Below are 22,264 nucleotides of genomic sequence, written 5' to 3'. Positions count from 1 at the left end.
TTGTCTTATTTTTTCATTCCAAATTTAATTTGTGCGTCTTAGTCTACCGCAACCATATTATTCATCTCTTGTTCTTGCGCTTCTTTTTTACGTTGCTCTGCTGCTTCCATTTCTTCTGGCGTCATCTTGATAATTTTAAATCCGATATAACCATAAATAATTGAAATGATTGGCACCGTAAAGTTCAGTATTGCATAAGGGGCATACTCCATTGCACTAACCCCTAGTGTCGCTAATATAAATACCCCACAAGTATTCCAAGGGAAGAATACGGATGTTAACGTTCCGCCATCCTCTAGCGCACGCGATAAATTTTTCGAATGTAAACCTCGTTTTTGATAAACGTCTGCAAACATACGTGAAGGTACGACAATTGATATGTACTGCTCAGAACATGTCGCATTTGTTGTAATACATGCAGCAATTGTTGAAGCAATAAGGCTACCTGTAGATTTAGCAAACTTCACAACAACATCCATAAGCGCCTTTAACATGCCCGAATATTCTAACACCCCACCAAATGTCATGGCAACAATTGTCATTGAAACCGTATACATCATTGAATCTAAGCCACCACGATTAAAGAGCTCGTCCACCATGTCATTGCCTGTAGAAATAACAAACCCTTCTTGTAATGCATGGACAGCCATCGTTGGTGTTCCGCCCTGTACAAAAATTTGTAATAAGAAGCCTGAAATAATACCTACAACTAATGCCGGGATTGCTGGAACTTTTTTAGCTACCATAACAATAACCCCTACTGGGACAAGTAATAGCCATGGTGAGATAACAAAGCTTTTTTCCATAACTGCAAGCGTTGTCAATATGCTTTCCGAATCCATCGCTACATCAGCAAAACGTCTTCCCATATAACCAAATGCAACAAGTGTAATAATTAATGCCGGAATTGTCGTATAAAGCATATGTTTTATATGTGCAAACAAGTCTGTATTTGTTAAACCTGCTGCTAAATTTGTCGTATCTGATAAAGGTGACATTTTATCACCAAAGTAAGAACCTGAAATAACTGCTCCTGCAATCATCGGTGCTGGAATACCCATACTTAAACCGATACCCATACCAGCAACTCCAATCGTTGCCATTGTGGACCAAGAGCTACCAATTGCTAGCGAAACGATTGAGCATAATAACAAAATCGTCACTAAAAACCAAGCTGGAGAAATTAATTTTAAACCGTAGAAAATCATCGTGGCAACGACTCCACCACCAATCCATGCACCAATTGTCAAACCAACTAAAATGATAATAACAATGGCGGGAAGAGCGAGACGAATACCTTTATACATCATTTCTTCTATTTCCACCCACTTATAACCGTGTTTTTTGGCAACAATCGCTGCTACAATTGTTCCCACGATAAGTGGCACGTGAGGACTTTGCTCTAATACAACTACTGTAAAAAGCATCGTAGTAATCATTATTACAAAAGTTAGGAGTGCCCAACTCGCACTAATTTCCTTTTTCATTTGTCCCATCCCCTTTTTTGCACCTACTCACAATTTACTAATTCACAAGCGCAAATATATTTTTACGTTTTTTAGCTTAATATTCAAAAAATATAAAGTCAACGCAAAAAATTTATGCTTCTATAGCAATTATCATAGTGAAAGGGAAAAAAAACGCTTCCAACTAGCTTATACAAACCATTCAAAATGCCGGATTTTTATACATTTCTTTGTAACAACACTAACAAAAAAGGTTCCATCTAAAATAGATAGAACCTTCAAAATATTGTTATTTATGTTCAGGCGTTTTTTCTAATAAACACGCCAGTACTTTCGATGCATCGATTAATGCACTTCGTTCAAAAGTCATTTTCGGGTGATGTAAACCAGGTACTAAATTAGCACCAATACCAATCATCGTTGCCTTTAGTTCTGGTTTTTTTACTGTATAAAAATGAAAATCATCGCTACCTGGCGTTGTAATTTCATCCGCTAAAAATTGTTCACCCAGCGATTCTAATATAGCATTTTTAGCCATATTGGCCGCAATAGGCGAAACTTCTGCACCAGGTGTAAAATCAAGCCATTTCCAATTTAGTTCAATATCAAACTGTTGCTGTATTGATTTCAATCCAGATTCAATACGACTACGAAGCACTTCCAGCTGATCATTATGCTGTGCTCGAATATCCATTGAGAAGCTAGCACTACCCGGAATAATATTTGTACTACCACCATCCGCAATAATCTTCGTTAATTTCGCAGAATGTGGCTCGAATGGCGACAAATGAATGCTATTTAACATTAATTGAATTGCCATTATAACATCAATTGCATTTTTGCCTTGATGTGGTCTTGCACCATGTGCATCCGTACCATGAATAGTGCCATCTAAAAAGTAAGCAGCACCATGATGGATAGCCGGTGAAACTTTTCCTAACGGCAACTCTTCAATCGGTCTTAAGTGGACACCAAATAAATGCGAAACACCATCTACCGCACCACGCTCAAATGCGGCACATGCACCATTCCCTACTTCCTCAGCAGGCTGAAAAATAAAACGAACACGATGTTGCAATGGTCGGTCTTTTAGTAGCAATAACGCTCCTAGTACCATTGTAATATTAGCATCATGACCACACGAATGGTTTGCCTGCCACTTCCCATCGACTTCTTGCCATAATGCATCAATGTCTGCACGCACCGCAACAATCTCATCGCCTGTACCAATTTCCGCAAGTAACCCTGGTACATCACCTAACAAACGATAAGATACGTTCAAGTCGTCTAATATAGACGCAATTTTCTTCGTTGTTTCGAATTCCTTCCAGCTTACTTCTGGATAATTATGAAAATGTTCGAACCATTGATACATTGTTTCTTCTAACATTGCTGCTCTAGTCATAACGACACCTCGATACACCTTTTTTCCCCTCATTATACATGAAAGCTTTTTAGAAAAGTATATATGAAATTAGTACTATAACTATTTTAACATCCTATAAATTGGTAATGAAAAGCTAAATTAATCTTTATTATTTTATGTAAATTTCATAAAAAATGTGCAGAAAAAATTTTTTTACACATAGCAAAAGGCTGTGTTAAAAGTTCTCGTTCCACTTTTAGCACAGCCTTTCGAAATCACTATTATAAGCTTGTAAAAAAACCCTCTGGATATTCTTCATACTGTATTTGAAGTGGTTGCTCCTCATTATTATTTGTCGTTTGTAATTCAGGCTCTTGATCCATCAAATACGTTTCAAATTTCGAATTAAAATGAAGCTCCATCACCTTACCTCCTTTATTAATAGAATTTTCTGATAATTTGATTATATACTATCTTTTTACGAAAAATCAACAAATAATACTTATTATGCATAATTAATATCAATTCAATCTCTATTTGAGATAATAACATACTGAATTTTGTGGAATTACATGTAAATATCCCGAGTTCTTCTTCTGTTTTATCCATAAATCGATGGAGACAAAAGAAAAAGTGTTAGATTTACTGCATCAATCTAACACTTTTTTTGCTATGCCGTTGTTGTCCACTGCGGCGGTGCTTTCCGCGGGCACATAGTAAGCCGCAACCCTCGCTAACGCGCGGGCTTGTTGCGTCTTACATTGTGTGCGTTCCCGCAGGAGTCACCGCCTTCGCTACCATCAACTCGTGCTACCTACTAATTTTTTTATTAATAGCAAAAGAGTGAAGCTAAAGCTTTCTTCGTTTTGCATAGCGATTGCTATGCCGTTGTTGTCTACTGCAGCAGCGCTTTCCGCTCAGCACAGTAAGCCGCAACCCTCGCTAACGCGCGGGCTTGTTGCGTCTTACATTGTGTGCGTTCCCGCAGGAGTCACCGCCTTCGCTACCATCAACTAGTATTCACTTCTATTTTTTTATTTACTGCAAAAGAATGAGCAGCAAAAGTTTCATTTTGTTCATATGGTACAAACATCATTAGTTAAACTCTTTTTGCTATGTCGTTAATATCCACTTCTTAACATTTAATAACTTTTATTAAACTGTTACACTTTTACTCTGCGAATTTCCGTTATCAGAGCCGTTACCGCCGTATTTGTGCTGAGTTAAAATTTGAATCGCTACTAGCGCAATGAAAATGGCCAAGCCTGCCCAATCTGAGAACTTTTCAGGGTAGATAAGCAATAGACCTGCTACGATCGCAAATAAACGCTCAATCCATAGAACTTTACGGTACCAGAAGCCTATAACGCCAGCGCCAATGGCAACCATTCCCGTAACAGCTGTAAAGACAACCCACAAAATTTGCGGTATTGTCGTATCAATCATTAACAGAGCTGGAGAGAACACAATCATATATGGAATAATAAACGCTGCAATGGCAAGCTTTGCCGAGTTAACACCAGTCTTAATTGGATCGCCGCCCGAAATGCCCGAAGCAGCAAATGCGGCGAGTGCCACTGGTGGCGTGATATCCGCGATAATACCAAAGTAGAATACAAAGAAATGCGCCGATAATAATACTACAACTGGCACTAATTCTTGCGGTGTATTTGGTGATAATAATGCCACAATGGCAGGCGCTGCAATTGTTGATGTAATAACATAGTTGGCCGTTGTTGGCGCGCCCATTCCTAAAATGAGCGAAGCAATCATAACGAAAACAAGCGTTAAAATAATACTGCCGCCTGCCAACGCTACTAAACTATTCGCTAAACTTAAGCCAAGACCTGTTTTCACAACTACCCCTACAATAATACCCGCACAAGCTGTTGCTGCTACAACACCTAATGCCGTACGAGCACCTTCAACTAACGCATCGACAATATCTTTTGGCTTTAAGCGTGTATCTTTGTTGAACATTGTGACAAAAATCGAAATAACAATGCCATAAAGTGCAGCATGCATAACAGGTGTACCAGTTAACATCAGTACAATTATTGCAATAATAGGTAATAACAAATAAATCTTCTTAAATACTTCTTTACGATTAGGCATTTGATCCTCACGTAAGCCTCTTAAGCCAACACGCTTCGCTTCAAAATGCGTCATAATCCAAATACCTGTAAAATAAAGCAATGCAGGAATTGCGGCTGCTTTGGCTATATCCCAATATGTAATGCCACGTCCAATAAACTCCACCATTAGAAACGCCGCTGCACCCATAATCGGTGGCATTAATTGGCCGCCAGTAGAAGCTGCTGCTTCAACTGCACCTGCAAATTCTTTCCGATATCCTAGCTTTTTCATCATCGGAATGGTATACGAACCTGATGTTACAACGTTCGCTACAGAACTTCCTGAAATCATCCCTTGTAATGCACTTGAGAACACAGCTACCTTAGCTGGCCCACCAATTAATTTTCCAGCGAACGCTACAGCTAAGTCATTAAAATATTGCCCAACTCCTGTTTTTACAAGGAACGCACCAAATAATAAGAACACAAATATAAATGTAGCAGAAACACTAATCGGTGTTCCTAAAATACCATCCGTCGTAAAATACATCAGGTTAACAATGCTTTCGAAATCTTGCCCTCGGTGCGCCATAAAGGCTGGGAAATAAGGACCAAAATAAGCATAAATCAAGAAACAAGTAGCGATAATCATAATTGGTAAACCGACCGCACGACGGGCAGCTTCTAATACTAGAACTACCGCTATCAAACCGACTATAAAGTCTAACTGTGTAATAGTCCCATTACGATTAACAAGCTCCGTATAATTCAATGCCCAATACGAACCGACTACTACAGATAATAACGATAAAATATAGTCAAACCAGGCAATTTTATTCTTTGGTGCTTTCCGTCGAGCTGGGAATAATAAGAAAATAAGTGCTAACCCAAACCCTAAGTGGATAGTCCGTTGTATCGGTGCTGTAAATTGTCCGAAAATGGCAGTGTACAACTGATACAATGAAAATGCTAATAATCCATAGAAGATTACATGTTTCATAAAGCCCGAGATTGTGCGCACATTTGATTCAATATCATATTTTTCAAGTATTGCTTGTTGCTCTTCTGCCGATATTTGTTCGAATTCTTCTTTTACTTCGTTGTTGCGTTCTTGCAATTTTGTCATATCAACCTAACTCCTTTCCATCGTTCATAAAGCGATAAACGCTTCACCTCAAACAAATAGGATTTACCCCTTTGCAAATCTTTTTTTAAATCATATTCATGATTTTTATAAACAAACACAAGATCTAAATCTAAGTCCCCAATAAAAATTGTGAAATTATTAATAATTTCCTTATCAAATTGTAAATAATATTTACCATTTCTTTGCGTTAATGTTTGATGTTCCTCCGCGTAGGCGGGCATACCAATCGCTAAGTCCTCATACTCCATCCCTAACATTTGAATACGATTTCCTGCTACGCTTCGATAATATTCAAGGACATCTGATTTATGGATTGAATGTGTGTACCTTATTCCAAAAGCATCATCACCAGCAAAAGGTAAATAATGCACGACTGGATTGTCTATCCGTGTTTCTGTAAATGCAAATACCTTTTGAAGAGGAAGAAAAATGAATATGCCAACGCCAATACTACATATCGCTATTACAAATACTAATCTCCTCATTCGCATCACATCTATTCCCCCACTTTAAAAACTATCCGCTTTAGCCTGAACGTAATAAAAAAGGGCCCGAAGCTTTACGCAATCCGAGCCCCATTTGTATGTGTAAGAAAGTATCAATTCTCTTATCAATGTCCAAACAACTTGAACTAGTAACTTACTATAGCGCTATTTCTTTTCATCAAAGTATTTTTGAGCGCCTGGATGAACATCAATGCTAATACCATCTAAAGCAGTTTCTTTTTTAATAAATTCACCTTTTGCATGTGAAATTTTTCCTGCATTATCATAAATCGCTTTTGCCATCTCGTAAACAACATCATCCGGTAAATCTTTATTTACTGCTAACATTGCAAGTACAGAAACAGTCTCTGTATCATTCGCAATACCGTAAGTACCAGCTTTTACTGTATCTTTTGCATAGTAAGGATATTTTTCAATTAGCTCATCCGCTTTACCAGCATCTACACCGATAATATTGACTTTTGTTGTAGCATTTAACGCTTCTACAGCTCCTGTTGGCGTACCAGCCGTAATAAATGCAGCATCAATTTGACCTGATTGCAGACCATCAGTGGATTCACCAAAATCAAGATTTTGCGCTTTAATGTCATCCATTGTTAAACCATGAATTTCAAGTAATTGTTCTGCATTCGCATAAGTACCAGAACCCGGAGCACCTACAGAAACTTTTTTACCTTTTAAATCAGCATATGTTTTAATACCAGAAGCTTCAGTCGTCACTAATTGAACCGTCTCAGGGTATAGTGCGCCTAAAGCAGCAATCGTATCAATTTTTTTACCTTCAAACATTAACTTTCCTTCAGTTGCGTAATAAGCAATATCTGTTTGTACAAACGCAATCTCACCTTTACCATCTTGCAAAGCAGTCATGTTAGCCGCAGATGCTTGAGAAACTTCAGCAGTCGTTTTAATGCCTGTTTCATTTGTAATGAAATCAGCAAACGTACCACCTAATGCATAGTAAGTCCCTTGTGTTCCACCTGTTAATAAACTTATAAATTTTGGTTTTTCAGAGCTAGCTGTATCACCATTCGCATTGCCATCTTCCGAATCTTTCGACCCCGTACTACTATCCGTCCCACATGCAGCTAAAATTAATAGTGCAATGGCACTTAGTAGCATAAATAATCTAAATTGCTTTTTCTTCATAGTAACCTTCCCCCTTTGGTTATAATTAAGAATCAATTTAAAATTATCAAACTTAGTATAATTATGTCAACCATTAATAGTAAATTCAGATAATTATATTTATACAGAATGTCCAAAGTGATTATCACACTCATTTAAACAAACGTCTTTTTTACCCTTTATTTTTCTCTATTAAACATTTAAATTCTTACTTTTTAAAAATATTTCAAAAGCAAAAATGTATACATATTGTATAAAAGGCTAATTACTTGCATTTATTACATCGGAGAACTGTTGGGAACTTTACGGCATCCGCTCAAAAAAAGGAAGCCCCACCACGATGTTGTGGTGGGGCTTGCCCGTTCGTCCTTCTATCTTCCTTATTGAATGACACCGCAAGCAATTCTTGTTCCTGAATTGCCAGCAGGATCTGTTTTGTAATCGTCTGCTGATTCATGAATTACTAATGCTGTACCTTCTCCAGAGAGTAGAGAATTTCCAGCATCTTTTTGTAATGTAACACCTTCAGCTAAGAAAGTTAAATCGACAGTGCCATCTTCACCAATTTCTAAATTAGGTAAGTCACCTAAATGATAGCCCTTTGGATTTAATGATCCGTGCTCTTTATTTGTAGGGTTAAAATGTGAACCCGCTGATTCAAACTTCGGTGCTTCACACTTCCCAACAGCATGAATATGGGTTCCATGTGTTCCCGCTGGTAATCCACTTAAAGCTAATGTCACTTTCACTCCGTTATCCTCTTCCTCGAAGTAAGCATTACCATAACTTTCGTTATTAGCGCCAATTACCTTAGCAGTTGCCGTTAAGGACGCAGTAGCAGTAGCATTAGCATTAGAGTTAACGGCTACTTTTTCCTCTTTCTTATTAAAAAGGTTGCAACCTCCGACAAAAACAGTTAAAGAAATAAGTATTATTGATATTTTTTTCATGTTATTACCTCCTCTAATTCTGATGTTACCCATCTCTACGACTACTTATGCAACGCATGCTAGGGTTTTCTTATCACAAGATCAAAAGGTACTATCATGATTTTCGGAATCACCTGTTAAATCGCTCGAATCGCTGATAGAACTTTTGAAATCGCTGGGAAAACTGCCTGAATCGCCGATAGAACCTTTGAAATCGCTGGGAAAACTGCCTGAATCGCCGATAGAACCTTTGAAATCGCTGGGAAAACCTTATTCCGTTAAAAGGGGAAAACGTAACAAAGGGCAGTAAGAGAGAACTCTTACTGCCCTTTGTCTATCATTTGAGACTATATGTAATAAGAATAGTCCCTTCTCTATTATGATTGAATGACACCACATGCAATTCTTCCGCCTGATTCACCAGTTGGATCTGTCATGTAATCATCCTCGTTTTCATGAATAACAATGGAAGTACCTTCACCATCCATCATAGAGTGTTCAGCATCTTTTTGTAACGTTAAACCTTCTGCAAAGACTGTCATTGTCGCAGTGCCATCCTCTTTGACCTCTAAATTCGGTAAATCACCTAAATGATGACCGTGCGGGTTATCCTTGCCATGCTCTTTCAGCGTTGGATTGAAATGTCCGCCAGCTGTACCGAAATCCGGTCCTTCACACTTGCCAACTTCGTGTATATGCATACCATGTTTGCCAGGAGGTAAATTACTTACCTCTACCGTTACTTTAACACCGTTAGCCTCTTCTTCAAAACGTGCTTCTCCTATATCTTCATTATTCGAACTAATTACTTTTGCGCTAGCTGTTAATGGAGCATCTGACGTTGCTTCTTCTTTCTCAGCTTTCTTCTCCGAACCAGCACAACCTACCAAAAATACAGCCAAAGAAATAACCAATAAAGTTGTGAATTTCATCAAATTACCGTTGCCAAAAATTTATAAAAATCTATAAATCTTGTTTAATTCTTGCTTCTACGTGTCCGTTTTTGCCTAAGCTACTTTCGTTTGATATAACACTCCACAAGCGTGAATTCGGATACAACGAATCCTACCTAATAAATTCTTTTAAATGACTATATTATGAATTTCCCATCCCATACTTAGCTAAGTTTAGAGATGCATTGAAATCGCTATCTATTTCTAAACCACATTCACACTTATATAATCTATCTGAAAGTTTTTAATCCCTTTTGATAGTGCCACAACATGAACATGTTTTAGAAGATGGATAAAAACGATCTACTTGAATACATTCAATGCCGTATTTTTTACATTTGTACGTCATTTGTCGAACAAATTCGTATAATTTTTGTTTAGCAACAACTTTGGATAAATGACGATTTTTCATTATTCCCCTTACGTTTAAATCCTCCATCACTACTTTGCAATGTTTGGTTTTCACAATGCTATTTGTAGCTTGGTGAACATGATTGTCACGTATATTTTTCAATCGTCTATGTAGGTGTTGTATCTTCCTTTCGATTTTTATAATATTGCATGTTTTGACGATACGGTTTCCCTCCTTATTCATTTCATATTTTCGAGAAACACGACGCTGCAATCTACGTAGTTTTTTCTCGATTTTGCGTACTTCCTTTGTCTTATTTATATTTTTAAATACTTGACCATTTGAACAAACAGCTAATTCTTTGATTTGACACCGATAGGTATTTGTTCGTTCGTTCTAATCCATCCCACCTTTTCAATGAGTACCTGCTTTCCATCTTTTACTTTTAACTTTACATTATCGTTGAAGAAATACTTTTTACTTTTTCTTTTACTCTTGAATGTCGGCTTATTTGCTAACCTTTTAAAAAACTTTTTGTATGCATCACAGGCATCTTTAACCGCCTGTTTGCAACATTGTTAGATACTTCATTTAACCAAGACAATTCCGTTTTCTTTAGTTAGGTTAATTCTTTCCTAAGCACACCATCAGCTATAAATTTGCCGCCATTTTTATGATTTTCTTCTTGTTTTGCCAATGTCCAATTATAAATAAATCTCGCTGTTCCTACTGATTTCCATAACTTTTGTTCTTGTGATTCACTTGGGTACAATCTAACTTTCTTTGCTAGTATCATCCTCTAGCAACTCCCGAATCATTTTTTGTTCTTAAGTTTTTTCATTATTATTAATAAACTGATTCAATAGCGTTTTTTTATAGTTTATCTTGCGGTTTTTAAACCTATAAAATGTTAAAGATGGTTTTGCAAATTCTCCTATAAAGTAATATTTCTCTTTTAACACCTTAATAAAATTTAAAAAAGTTTAATCCATAAATTATTTTAAACTGTTAACCCCTCCTTTTTTATAATTTTATCATCTGTCCGAATAATTGCGCAACTCACAAATAGGTATTTATCCTTATAGAAAAAAATAGGAATTTCCCATAAAAATACTGAGAAATCCCTATTGTTATTAATTTAAAATTTTCACTGTTACAGTTCTAACTCCCCAATTACGGGCTTGTCCATCAGAAGGGATAAAGACATCGATTTTATTGCCTTTTATCGCACCGCCCGTATCAGCTGCAATCGCTTCCCCATAGCCTTCTACCCATACTTTTGTACCGAGCGGAATAACACGAGGATCCACGGCGATTACTTTTAAATTCGGATTTGAACGTATGTCTGTCCCATTTGCTGTAATACCTGAACACCCTTCACAATAAGCAGTATAAGCTGTTGCTCGCATTGTATATGTTTGACCATCTTTGCTAGTTGGCGCACTCACGGCTTTGGTAACGGCTGTTTTTGTTGTAGCTTTCTTCGCAGTACTTGCAATACTTTTTGTCGTTTTTGGTTTTGCAGCAGATGCTTTCACAGCTAACGTTTCTCCGACAAAAATCAAATCGGAAGAGAGGTTATTCCATTCTTGTAAATCCTCAACTTTCACATCATAGGCTTTTGCAAGACTGAACAATGTATCTCCAGCCTCAATAAGATGGGTGGTGTTATCTGTCTTTTCTTCCTTCAGAATCCTCTCGATCCCTAGTAACTGTTCTGACTCAACCCATATAGAATCAATTTCGTCTAGCTGTTGAAACTCGGCTAAACTTAAATTATAAATATACGGGATTCCCCAAAGTTTGCTACCAATGTCACCAGCGTTTGCCCCCTTAGCAGAAGTAGTACCCCCGAACATCCCTACGCCAAGAGTCAATGCTACAGCAAGTGCTATCGCTTTTTTCTTCATAATAAGTAATACCTCCAGTTGTTTTAAATTTCTACATTCTGTTGCTAGCACACTAGAGAATTAGGCTCTTAAATATGCACGCAATATTGTAGAATGCATCTAAATATCACAGGACATCGGACCTGATATTACAAATTATTACTATTTAAACGGTAAATTATACAATTACACTTATTTTTTTAGCAGAAAAAACAAATTTTAGAAAAAATAGATCAAATCACTACTAACTATTTGCATATTTTATATAATGGAAATACAGCTTTTTTAACCGATAAGATAGAAAAGGAGATGTTTGATTTTATAAAGAGGATTTAACATACGGAGCTCAGTATTCAACATTTTCAATAATGTTAAATAAAGTAAAATTAAACTTTTAATAACAATTAATAAAATAAATACTCCAAATAAGTTACTAATTTGAAAGTTGGTGTTTCTATCTGTGATTCGAGTCATTATAGTAGACGATGAACCGTTAGCTCTTTTAAATATGGAAAAGCAGTTAGCAGAATTTAATTCGATAGAAGTAGTGAAAGCTTTTTCTACGATTGACGATTTGCTTGATAAGGCGCCGACATTGGATTTTCATGTCGCCTTTTTAGATGTAGAAATGCCGGGTATGAACGGTTTGGAAATTGCTCAACTGTTAAAGAAGTGGAAAAAGAATGTCCGTATTGTATTTGTTACAGCCTATCGGGATTATGCGATTGAGGCGTTTGAAATTAATTCGCTCGACTATTTACTAAAGCCCATTTCTAAGGCGAGACTTGAAACTACCGTTAACAGAATTCACGAACTCCTTCAACTAAAACTAACAACACCTGCACAAATACAGCTTAATGAACCATCTCCATCGTTAAGCATCCGTTGCTTAGGTGGATTCGCTGTCCTGTATAATGAAACCATCGTGCACTGGCGAACTATCAAAACAAAAGAATTATTCGCTTTTTTATTAGCCAATCTTAACAATCACGTTCCAAGAGACACCATTATTGATGCATTATGGGCTGAAACGGAATATAAAAAGGCAAGAGTACAACTACACACAACGGTTTCCTATCTTCGAACAACACTGTCCGCATTAGGATATTTGAACGTATTACAATACGCAAACGGATGTTATATTTTACAACTCGAACATTTTCATTGTGACGTTTTGGAATTGGAGCAGCTTTTAAAAGACAAAGAGGAAGTCGGGGAGCTCGCTGTAGAAAAAGCGGAAGTCTTTATTCAAAATTATAAAGGTGAGTATATGGCAACATTGGATTACGCTTGGATTCATAGTAAATCAAATTTCATTCACAACCAACTTACACTATTACTAAGTTACTTAGTCGAGCATTATACAATAACAAATAATTTCAAAAAACGAGAGCAGACTTTGCTTTTGATGATTGAGTATAATCCTTATTCAGATAAAATGATCCAACAACTTATTCAACATTATGTAGATGAAGATAATCGTGCAAATGCAGTAAAAGCCTATAAAGCATTCAAAAAAAATTTGTTTACAGACCTCGGTATTCTGCCTAATCAAGAAACGCTAGAGTTGTACGCTACCATTGCCCATGAGTAAAAAGAAGAAGCTTGAGACAAAGTAGAAAAAGTGTTAGATTGACCGCCATCAAGCTAACACTTTTTTGCTCTGCAATTGTCCGCTACGGTGGTGTTTAGCTAACAACAAAAGTGGCTTCAACTACACGTATACAGTTTCTACCCGACTGTTTTGCTTCATATAATGCTTGGTCAGCAATAGCAATTAACTGATTTGGGTCACGAATAAAAGAAGTAAAAACTGTAATACCAGCAGACAAGGTAACCGGTCGTCCAATTGGATTTTCTGCTAATGCTTGTTTTAGCCGCAATTCTTCGGCTAATTTCACTGCGTCCTCAATTGCGGTATGTGGTAAAACAACTAAAAATTCTTCTCCCCCATATCTAAAGCAACTCCCCTGTCGATGGACACTTTCCTTCATTTTGTTGGCAAACGCTTTTAAAACTTCATCACCAACCGTATGGCCATATGTATCGTTCACTTTTTTAAAATCATCTAAATCTATTAATAGTATGGCATGTGGCACTTTTTCTGCGATTAAATTATTTAATACTTGGTCCATACTTCGACGATTAGGAATACCAGTTAGGGAATCTAAATTCAATTGGTCAGTTAATTCTTCAATTTTACTTTGCGAATCAGCGATCGACTTTATCATGACATTTTTCAAGTTACTCGCCTCTACATACCAATCATCCGCTGATTTTAAATAGCAAATGTCATAGTTATCTTGCCCACTTTTAGCCATTTTCCGAAGTGGGCTAGTGATTTTCAAAGCAAACCAACACGCGACTATAAAAACGATGACAAGCATTAATAACAGTGGCCATAGTAATTTTTTCAAGAACAGAATACGTTCCATATACACCTGTTTTATAGCTTCTTTAAAGTTTCCTTGCGCTAACATTTCTGTGTCACTGTTTTCCATTACCGCTGCGATATTATGTTCAGCTATATCCGAAACTTCCCCTATGTACTCTTCCTGCATAATAAGTTTAGGCTGAATAAGCGTTTCGTGAAAACTTTGATAACTAACCAAAACGCTAATACTAGATGTAACGAGTACAATAATCATCACCATGCTAACAATGATAAACGATAAATTAAACTTGAATTTCCCCACAACTGATCATGTCTCCCATTGAGATTGATATTTAACTAAATCTATATAGTGCTTCATAAAAGTTTTTATTTTAACATCATACGTCATACCTCTTAAAAAATACTTAACAACTAATCGTTTTAACCTGTTTTCTCAAAAAAAAATTACGTAGAAAGAACTAAATTCTATTATTTTCTTAATATAAAGTTTTCTTTTTGTAAAATGCATGGCATGGTAAAACAATACAATATATTGCGATTTATAGGAGGTTCTATGAAGCGTTGAAAAAAACGATCATCCGACATTCACTCATTATAGCTTTCATTTTCATTGCCCTTTCAATCTGCCGCATGCTTTGGCTAGCATATTTTACACCATCACATGAACAGCCAACTGCGCAAGCAGGTATTTTAGATATGCGCAGTCAGTCATTATCAGAGGATGTCATTTTTCAAATGAATGGTGAATGGATTTATTATCCTGAAGTTTTATTAGAGAATACGAACAATAATCTCCCACAGCAAATGATTAGAACGATTCCTATGAAAGAATCACCAGCAACGACGCAACACGCAGGTACTTATCGCTTAAAAATCTTATTGGGTAATAACGATGACCGTTCAGATCGCCGTTATGCAATCCGGGTTCCTGCTATTGGAACCGCTTCAGCAATGTATATTAATGGGAAACTTGTAGGACAGTCAGGTGTTGTATCTACCAATGCAAGTAGCCATAAAGGACAGGCTTCCCCTTACACTGTCTATTTTACGGAAGAACAATCGGAAATAGATGTATTGTTACATGTTTCTAATTTTGATACACCATCTAATGTAGCTATTACTAAAAGACTTACTTTTAGCTCAGCACCAGCTATGATGCACTATCAACTCATTACACAATTGTCGCTCGGATTTATTTCCATGTTACTCATCTTGTTTGCATTATTTAGTTTGCTTGTCTTTCTCTTTATTTATCGAAAAAAAATCGTCTTGCTGTTCACAGTCGGTTTTCTTTTACCTTTAGCTGATGAACTCATTACATATGATCGATCTATACTTAATTGGTTACAACTAGATTATGAATGGTCAGTAAAACTATCCAATATTATTTATCTTGGTGCTTCATTTTTCTTTGTACAATTTATTCGCATCTTGTTAGAGAAATATCAACAAGCAAAATATTTTAAATGGTTCTCCATGTTATATGGTATCGCCGCATTGCTCATCATGCTATTGCCTATTGAATGGCTATACACAGTAAACCTGCTGTTCTATATGCTCTATATTGTGTCGTTTTTATATGTCGTCGTCCTCGCCTTAAAAGAGTACATAGGAAATCAGGAAAGCTCCGCATTTATTGCGTTCACAGCTATTGGCACTACGAATGGCATCATATGGGGCTTAATAAAAATGATTCTCGTCATAGATGTCCCCTTCTATCCATTGGATTATTTAATGATTGCACTTGGCTTTTCAGGTTATTGGTTTAAACGTTTTTATGAAAATAAACAACAAATTGATCTTCTTGTTGCCCAGTTACAAAAAGATGTGGACATGAAAGATGAATTTTTATTAAATAATGCACAGAAATTATGGGACCCTATGAATAAGATGATTACATTGGGACAAACAATTTATGATAATCAAAACAATCACTTTGAGTCGGAAGACAAGCAGAATTTAAAATATTTAATTGATATTGGACGAAGCATGTCCTTCACGCTCAATGATATTTTGGACTATACGCGGTTAAAAGATGGCCAGCTACATCTTCATAAACAAACTGTAAGTATGCAAGGTGTTGTTTCGGGGGTTTTTGATATGCTGCGTTTTATCGCAACGGGGAAACAAATTCAACTGACGTCTACTATTGCAAGAAACTTCCCTTATATACTAGCGGATGAAAAGAGGCTTATTCAAATTCTTTTTAATCTTTTACACAGCTCTATTAAATATACGAATGCTGGTCGGATTGAAATTAGCGCAACGATAGAAAACAAGATGGCCCTTCTTCATATTAGAGAGGTAAGCTCCGCAATGGATATAAACGATATGAAGCGTCATGATCAGCTATTGTCCTGTGAACAAGGGCTTGCAGATAATGATGGCGTTCACCTTAGTTTATTCGTTTCTAAGCAATTAATTGATTTACATGGAGGGGCATTACAAATCTACTCGCGTGCAAATAACGGCCTCGATTTATTTTTCACTATGCCAATTGCCGAGGACATGAAGGAAGAAGAACAGGATCAAGTACCACAGGAAAATGTGCATTTATCAGCGCGTACTTCAAGCTTTGATACGATACCTTCAGAAAAGAAGTTTAAAATTTTAATGGTGGATGATGATCCTGTTAATTTAACAATGATGCGCAGTTTATTTCCTACGACTGAATATGAGATTACAGCACTGACAAATGGCGAAAAAGTACTAGATTTATTATCTTCCCAAAGATGGGATTTAATTATTATGGATGCCATGCTACCTTATATTTCTGGCTATGCCTTAATTGAAAATATTCGCGCGCATTACTCCTTACTAGAGCTACCGATCTTATTACTAACAGCGCGCAGCAATCCTGAAGATGTTTATACGGGATTCGCACTCGGGGCAAATGATTATGTAACAAAACCTATCAATTCACTGGAACTTAAAGTTCGTTGTCGCGCTTTAATTGATTTAAAATATAGCATCACTCAACAACTACATTTAGAAACAGCATGGCTTCAGGCTCAAATACAGCCTCATTTTTTATATAATACGCTGAATACCATCGCTTCTCTTAGTACGCTTGATCCAAATCGCATGATTGACGTAATGCACCATTTCGGCAAGTATTTACACGCAAGTTTCGATGTTAAAAATTTACAACGAGTTATTCCGCTTCATGATGAGCTAGAACTCGTCCGTTCATATCTTTATATTGAACAGCAACGTTTTGGAGATTTATTGCAAATAGTTTGGGACATAGATGAACATATCAATATTGAAATCCCCCCTATTTCGATACAGACTTTGGTAGAAAACGCCCTACGACATGGCGTTTTAAAACAAAAAGAAGGCGGATCGGTTTGCATTCGCGTGAAAGATTTTTCTCAATATGTAGAAATAAGTGTTATCGACGACGGTATCGGGATAGACCCCAATACATTAGCTGGCTTGCTATCCGATACAAATACAACTAGTCAAGGCATCGGCTTACGTAATACAGATTTACGCTTAAAAAGAATCTACGGACAAAGATTACAAATCAAAAGCACACCAAACGAAGGCACAACCATCACCTTCCACATCCCAAAATAGTGACAGGCACTCAAACAATTCTGAAAATTTAAGACGAAAATCCACTTATATTTCTGCGGCACTTGCCTCTAGTGTAAGACGTAACAAAGCGCGCCCTTTCGGCGGTTTCGGCTTACACAGTGCCCGCAGAGACATCGTGGATTTTTTAAGAGTGCCAGGCACCGAAACAATTCTGAATTCTGCTAAGAACACAAAACGTGGTGCCAGGCACTCACACAATTTTATACAATTTGCCAATCACCATAGTACTGGTTTTGCTACCATTAGCCATAGCATGATAAGTAATAACACAATATACATCCATGCCTTGCGATGCAATAACGCTGCAAATTGTTGTTGATTGTATGCAGGCGTATTAAACGTTCGAATTGTCGGCTTAAATGCTCTTGCCAAAAAGACAATGGACCCCGCCATCACTAAAAACGTTAGTACTACCCAAGAAGTCGTCCATGGATAGCCTCCACGCCACATTAACAAAATACCCGACGCCACTAATACATGCCCAGCATGTTTTACAATTGTAATGGCCCCTTGAAATGCTTGGATGTAGGCAGGCATTTCCACATGCGGTGCCGTCCGCATTTTCTTGACGATTGTTAAAACAACAAACAAAGGCCCAATCGAAAGTACCGCACTTAAAATATGTATATATAGAAGAAGTGTATAAATCGATATCATATTGCATACTCTCCCTTTAATAAGTCTTACTAATTATAGCATTCCCTTTTCCACTCTCTTATATTAATTGTGAATCCTTTGTAAACGTAGCGTCAATCATTGTAAAATTGTTTGAAATCAGCACAAAGAGGGTATTGATTATAGTAACATGCACTTATAGACACAAATAGGAGTGATTATTATAGGAATTCATCAATTTTTTACAAGTCTTAATGACCTGGAACGAATTATTCGTGCCCCTGGCCGCTTCAAATTTGAAGAGCATAATGTAGCTGCCCATTCTTGGAAAGTTTCGCAATACGCTATGTTTTTTGCCACATTAGAAGAAATGAACGGAGCTACAGTGAATTGGAAATCACTGTATGAGAAAACCATTAACCACGATTTTGCTGAAGTATTTATTGGCGATATTAAAACGCCTGTCAAACACGCTAGCCCTGAGCTTAAACAGATGCTTGCACATGTGGAAGAAAAAATGATGGAAAAATTCATTATGAACGAAATCCCTAAAGAGTTCCAAGATATCTTTTTCGAACGCATGAAAGAAGGCAAAGATGCAACAATTGAAGGACGTTTACTTGAGTTTGCTGACAAACTAGATCAATTTTATGAAGCATTTGCAGAATTAAAGCGAGGCAACACAGATATGGAATTTGTCTATATGTATCAATCGGCATTGTCAAAGCTTTTATTAATCCCGCTTCCGGCAACTGTAAACTATTTCAAAACAGAAATATTGAAGGATGCCGTGAAGGAGAAAACACATATTGATATTCAAACGCTAACAAACGAAGTGTTAAACCAAAAAAAATAACGTGCATGTACAAGTTTTCCGGTGAATTGATCGACGGAAGGCTTTTTTTATTTTCTAAAAAAAGTCGTATAATAGGAGGGATAGGAGGGAAAATTTTGTCACATGAATGTTCCATTGTAGAAGATTTACTACCCTTATATAAAACGAAAGGCCTCCAAGCCGACACGACCGACTTTATCAACCAACATTTAGCTAGCTGTAAGCATTGTCAGCAACTAGCTGCATCGAAGCTATCATCTAATCAAAACTTATCGATGAAAAGCACATTAACATTTTTCCATCTGGTTTTCATAGTGCTTTCTTTTATGTTTGCCCTCAACTCGTCCTTACTTGGCAATCATAAAAGCTTTGTCGCATTATATGCCCTTTTTGGATGTCTTACTTATTTATTTTATAAAAACATTTGGATTGTCTTTGCAATAAGCTCTATCCCTGTTTTCGTTTGGGCCATCATTAATAACTTTAGCAATCCACTTTATATTAAAAATTTCTCTTTTTTAGAAATGAGCTCCCTGATAGTAGGTGCTAGCTATATAGCTCTTTTACATACCATTTTCGCCCTACTCGGCTCTGCTTTCGCCATTATTTTACGTAGGTTTTAAATGATAAAAGCATCTCTCGCTTGAAAGATGCTCCTTTATCATGCTCGTAATTAAGCTTTTTTCACAAACTCCGATTTTAGTTTCATCGCTCCGAAGCCGTCAATTTTACAATCGATATTGTGGTCACCTTCAACAAGGCGAATACTTTTTACCTTCGTACCAATTTTTAAAGTTGAAGAACTTCCCTTCACTTTTAAATCTTTAATAATGGTTACTGCATCACCATCAGCTAACAAGTTGCCATGTGCATCTTTTACAATCAGTGCATCTGTTTCCTGCTCTGTTGCACTAGTGCTCCATTCATGTGCACATTCTGGACAGACAAAGTTTGCGCCATCCTCATATGTGTATTCAGAATGACATTTCGGACAATTTGGATATGCTGCCATTTCCGCTTCCTCCCTTTACTTTTCAATAGATAAATGATTACGCTCCTATCTTTACACACTTACTATCATTTCGCAAAGGTTGTTCGTATTTTCCGTTCGTATTTGTGAAAAATATATGAAGCACCGCCGCATAATCCAAGCGTTTTCTATACATAATTTTCACCTTTCATAGCACGTGCCCATTGACTTTTTTTCATAAACCATCTTACTTGCATCTTTGTTTGGCATGCCGTATTATATCCTTAAAGGCTGCATTGTTCGTATAATATTAAGTTTTAACCTTTAAGCTGTAAAAGGGAGTTTTATTATTGGAGTTGGAATGACGGGCCTCACACCAAGGTGCATGAGGATAAGCAGGAAAACTTCTGCGAACACCCACTTTGAGGAGTGGTGGTTTAAAACTTTCTATAATAAATACGGCATACGCGGCTTTTTAATTTACCATTCGAGCCTCAAGGCTTCAAACGACTCACCCTTCTTTATTGGAGGGTGAGTTTTTTTGCGATTTTTTTATGTTTAAATTATGGACAAAAAATTAGGATACCCTATTATAGTTTGACACTGTATCGCTGAATGATAAGAAGTTTTACTTAACTACACCTGCACCAGATTTTATGTCTAGTTTCGTCTACCCACTTTTAATAGAGCAACTTCCCCATAAATGCTATCCTTAAATGGAACAATAATACAATTTATATCGTTCATTAAAGTACAACATTTAAAAGGAGATTACGCTAAATGAACTCAGCTATTATTTTTGATATGGACGGTACATTATATCAAACAAATTTAATTTTAGAGCCTGCCCTAGAAGCTACTTTTGAGCAGCTACGTAAAAACGGTCAATGGACAGGCGCTACACCTATTGAAAAATATCGACAAATAATGGGTGTACCTTTACCCGTAGTATGGGAAACTTTATGTCCAGATCACTCTGCTGAAATTCGTCAAGAAAGCAACAAGTTATTCCAATTGGCCCTTATTGAACAAATTACATCCGGTAATGGGGCTTTATATGATGAAGTAGAACATACACTAGAAAATCTTTCGAAAAATTATCCACTGTTCATTGCAAGTAATGGACAAACCGCATATTTACAAGCAATTGCTGAAACTTATCAGTTAACAAAATGGATTAAAGGTATTTACAGTATCGATATCATTGCGTCTGGGAATAAATCCGAATTAGTAGCTACCGTTTTACAAGAAAACAATATCCATCGCGGTTTTGTAGTCGGGGATCGGTCTTCTGACATTCAAGCTGCCTTCGACAATCAATTGATTTCAATCGGTGTTCGTTTTGACTTCTCTCAAGAATCCGAATTAGAGAAAGCACATTATACAGTTAATCGTTTTGATGAAATAGACAAAATCATTGAGCATGCATTAAATACTAATGCTTTCGATTAAGGAAAATATATGAGCATCATTCCGATTAAATCCACTGGTGTCGCTGCTGTTTTATTAAAAGAAATAAATAACATATATCATGTGTTACTCCTCAAAAGAGCATCTCATCCTTTACATAATATATGGTGCTATATAGGAGGGGGTATTGATGAAGGAGAAACAGCAATACAAGCTATTTATAGAGAAATAGCAGAAGAAACAGGAATTACAGAAGTCGTATTGTATTCCTCGAATCAATTTGATCAAATCTTCTCTCCACAAGAAAATTACATTTACATTGCACCTGTCTTTGTAGGCTTTGTTCATCAAGAACAATCTGTTGTATTAAACGATGAGCATAGTGACTATCAATGGCTCCCTTTTGAACAAGCAAAAGAGGTTGTAAGTTTGCCCGGTAATGAAGATGTTCTTCAATCTATCGAACATAACTTTGTGAAGAAAAAGCCTTTAACATATTTACAAATTTAACTGCAATTAAACAGCCACGAAAGTCATGATTTCAACGTTTCGTGGCTGTTTTAAGAACATTATTTAACTATCTTCGTTTGGCATAGCCCATTCTAGATTTTTTTCCGGCGATTTC

At 36.7% G+C, this 22,264-nt stretch carries 18 protein-coding genes, 1 other RNA gene and 1 pseudogene; 7 read left to right on the top strand and 13 right to left on the bottom strand.

What is annotated here, in order from left to right; genetic code table 11:
* Positions 1-38: 38 nt before the first annotated feature.
* The 10 genes and pseudogenes from nhaC to ACKVEV_RS18695 all read right to left on the bottom strand — a co-directional run bounded on the left by nhaC (position 39) and on the right by ACKVEV_RS18695 (position 11,832).
* Positions 39-1,487, bottom strand: a complete 1,449-nt coding sequence (nhaC, locus tag ACKVEV_RS18740) for a Na+/H+ antiporter NhaC (RefSeq protein WP_409367720.1) — start codon at positions 1,485-1,487, stop codon at positions 39-41.
* Positions 1,488-1,755: 268 nt separating this feature from the next.
* On the bottom strand, positions 1,756-2,871 hold the full coding sequence (locus ACKVEV_RS18735; protein ID WP_409367719.1) for an amidohydrolase: 1,116 nt from the start codon (positions 2,869-2,871) through the stop codon (positions 1,756-1,758).
* Positions 2,872-3,113: 242 nt separating this feature from the next.
* Positions 3,114-3,254 carry a hypothetical protein gene (locus ACKVEV_RS18730; RefSeq protein WP_409367718.1) on the bottom strand — a complete coding sequence of 47 codons (141 nt, stop codon included), beginning with the start codon at positions 3,252-3,254 and terminating at the stop codon, positions 3,114-3,116.
* 733 nt (positions 3,255-3,987) lie between these two features.
* Positions 3,988-6,033, bottom strand: coding sequence for a TRAP transporter permease (locus tag ACKVEV_RS18725; protein WP_409367717.1), 2,046 nt, complete (start codon positions 6,031-6,033; stop codon positions 3,988-3,990).
* Positions 6,030-6,545 carry a DUF1850 domain-containing protein gene (locus ACKVEV_RS18720; RefSeq protein ID WP_409370588.1) on the bottom strand — a complete coding sequence of 172 codons (516 nt, stop codon included), beginning with the start codon at positions 6,543-6,545 and terminating at the stop codon, positions 6,030-6,032. The genes ACKVEV_RS18725 and ACKVEV_RS18720 overlap by 4 nt, the downstream gene beginning before the upstream one ends.
* 159 nt (positions 6,546-6,704) lie before the next feature.
* Positions 6,705-7,709, bottom strand: a complete 1,005-nt coding sequence (locus ACKVEV_RS18715; RefSeq protein ID WP_409367716.1) for a TAXI family TRAP transporter solute-binding subunit — start codon at positions 7,707-7,709, stop codon at positions 6,705-6,707.
* 359 nt (positions 7,710-8,068) lie between these two features.
* Positions 8,069-8,638 carry a superoxide dismutase family protein gene (locus tag ACKVEV_RS18710; protein ID WP_409367715.1) on the bottom strand — a complete coding sequence of 190 codons (570 nt, stop codon included), beginning with the start codon at positions 8,636-8,638 and terminating at the stop codon, positions 8,069-8,071.
* Between the two features lie 356 nt (positions 8,639-8,994).
* On the bottom strand, positions 8,995-9,519 hold the full coding sequence (locus ACKVEV_RS18705) for a superoxide dismutase family protein (protein WP_409367714.1): 525 nt from the start codon (positions 9,517-9,519) through the stop codon (positions 8,995-8,997).
* A gap of 193 nt (positions 9,520-9,712) precedes the next feature.
* Positions 9,713-10,718: pseudogene (locus ACKVEV_RS18700) on the bottom strand (RNA-guided endonuclease InsQ/TnpB family protein).
* Between the two features lie 337 nt (positions 10,719-11,055).
* A complete protein-coding gene (locus tag ACKVEV_RS18695) occupies positions 11,056-11,832 on the bottom strand; it encodes a 3D domain-containing protein (RefSeq protein ID WP_409367713.1) in 777 nt (258 codons plus the stop codon).
* 439 nt (positions 11,833-12,271) lie between these two features.
* Between ACKVEV_RS18695 and ACKVEV_RS18690 the strand changes: the two genes are divergently transcribed.
* Complete coding sequence (locus tag ACKVEV_RS18690) at positions 12,272-13,405, top strand: response regulator (RefSeq protein WP_409367712.1); 1,134 nt, start codon at positions 12,272-12,274, stop codon at positions 13,403-13,405.
* Between the two features lie 94 nt (positions 13,406-13,499).
* Here the strand turns inward: ACKVEV_RS18690 and ACKVEV_RS18685 are convergent, their stop codons facing one another.
* Positions 13,500-14,507 (bottom strand): GGDEF domain-containing protein, encoded by a 1,008-nt coding sequence (locus tag ACKVEV_RS18685; RefSeq protein ID WP_409367711.1) that lies wholly within the window; start codon positions 14,505-14,507, stop codon positions 13,500-13,502.
* A 260-nt stretch (positions 14,508-14,767) separates the two neighbouring features.
* On the opposite strand from ACKVEV_RS18685, the gene ACKVEV_RS18680 reads away from it, so the two are divergent.
* Positions 14,768-17,788 (top strand): ATP-binding protein, encoded by a 3,021-nt coding sequence (locus tag ACKVEV_RS18680; protein ID WP_409367710.1) that lies wholly within the window; start codon positions 14,768-14,770, stop codon positions 17,786-17,788.
* A 237-nt stretch (positions 17,789-18,025) separates the two neighbouring features.
* Here ACKVEV_RS18680 and ACKVEV_RS18675 read toward each other — a convergent pair whose 3' ends face one another.
* A complete protein-coding gene (locus ACKVEV_RS18675) occupies positions 18,026-18,466 on the bottom strand; it encodes a hypothetical protein (protein ID WP_409367709.1) in 441 nt (146 codons plus the stop codon).
* Between the two features lie 172 nt (positions 18,467-18,638).
* On the opposite strand from ACKVEV_RS18675, the gene ACKVEV_RS18670 reads away from it, so the two are divergent.
* Positions 18,639-19,280, top strand: a complete 642-nt coding sequence (locus ACKVEV_RS18670) for a YfbR-like 5'-deoxynucleotidase (RefSeq protein ID WP_409367708.1) — start codon at positions 18,639-18,641, stop codon at positions 19,278-19,280.
* 95 nt (positions 19,281-19,375) lie between these two features.
* On the top strand, positions 19,376-19,882 hold the full coding sequence (locus ACKVEV_RS18665; RefSeq protein WP_409367707.1) for a zf-HC2 domain-containing protein: 507 nt from the start codon (positions 19,376-19,378) through the stop codon (positions 19,880-19,882).
* A 50-nt stretch (positions 19,883-19,932) separates the two neighbouring features.
* Here ACKVEV_RS18665 and ACKVEV_RS18660 read toward each other — a convergent pair whose 3' ends face one another.
* Positions 19,933-20,271, bottom strand: coding sequence for a zinc ribbon domain-containing protein YjdM (locus tag ACKVEV_RS18660; protein ID WP_409367706.1), 339 nt, complete (start codon positions 20,269-20,271; stop codon positions 19,933-19,935).
* A gap of 243 nt (positions 20,272-20,514) precedes the next feature.
* On the opposite strand from ACKVEV_RS18660, the gene ssrS reads away from it, so the two are divergent.
* The 3 genes from ssrS to ACKVEV_RS18645 all read left to right on the top strand — a co-directional run bounded on the left by ssrS (position 20,515) and on the right by ACKVEV_RS18645 (position 22,149).
* Positions 20,515-20,707, top strand: a non-coding RNA gene (gene ssrS / locus ACKVEV_RS18655) — 6S RNA.
* Positions 20,708-21,009: 302 nt separating this feature from the next.
* Complete coding sequence (locus ACKVEV_RS18650; protein WP_409367705.1) at positions 21,010-21,681, top strand: HAD hydrolase-like protein; 672 nt, start codon at positions 21,010-21,012, stop codon at positions 21,679-21,681.
* A gap of 9 nt (positions 21,682-21,690) precedes the next feature.
* Positions 21,691-22,149 carry an NUDIX hydrolase gene (locus tag ACKVEV_RS18645; protein WP_409367704.1) on the top strand — a complete coding sequence of 153 codons (459 nt, stop codon included), beginning with the start codon at positions 21,691-21,693 and terminating at the stop codon, positions 22,147-22,149.
* Positions 22,150-22,264: the final 115 nt, after the last annotated feature.

It is taken from the genome of Lysinibacillus sp. 38-6, from assembly GCF_046245175.1.
Classification (GTDB): domain Bacteria; phylum Bacillota; class Bacilli; order Bacillales_A; family Planococcaceae; genus Lysinibacillus.
This window is presented reverse-complemented; position numbering and strand designations above follow the sequence as displayed.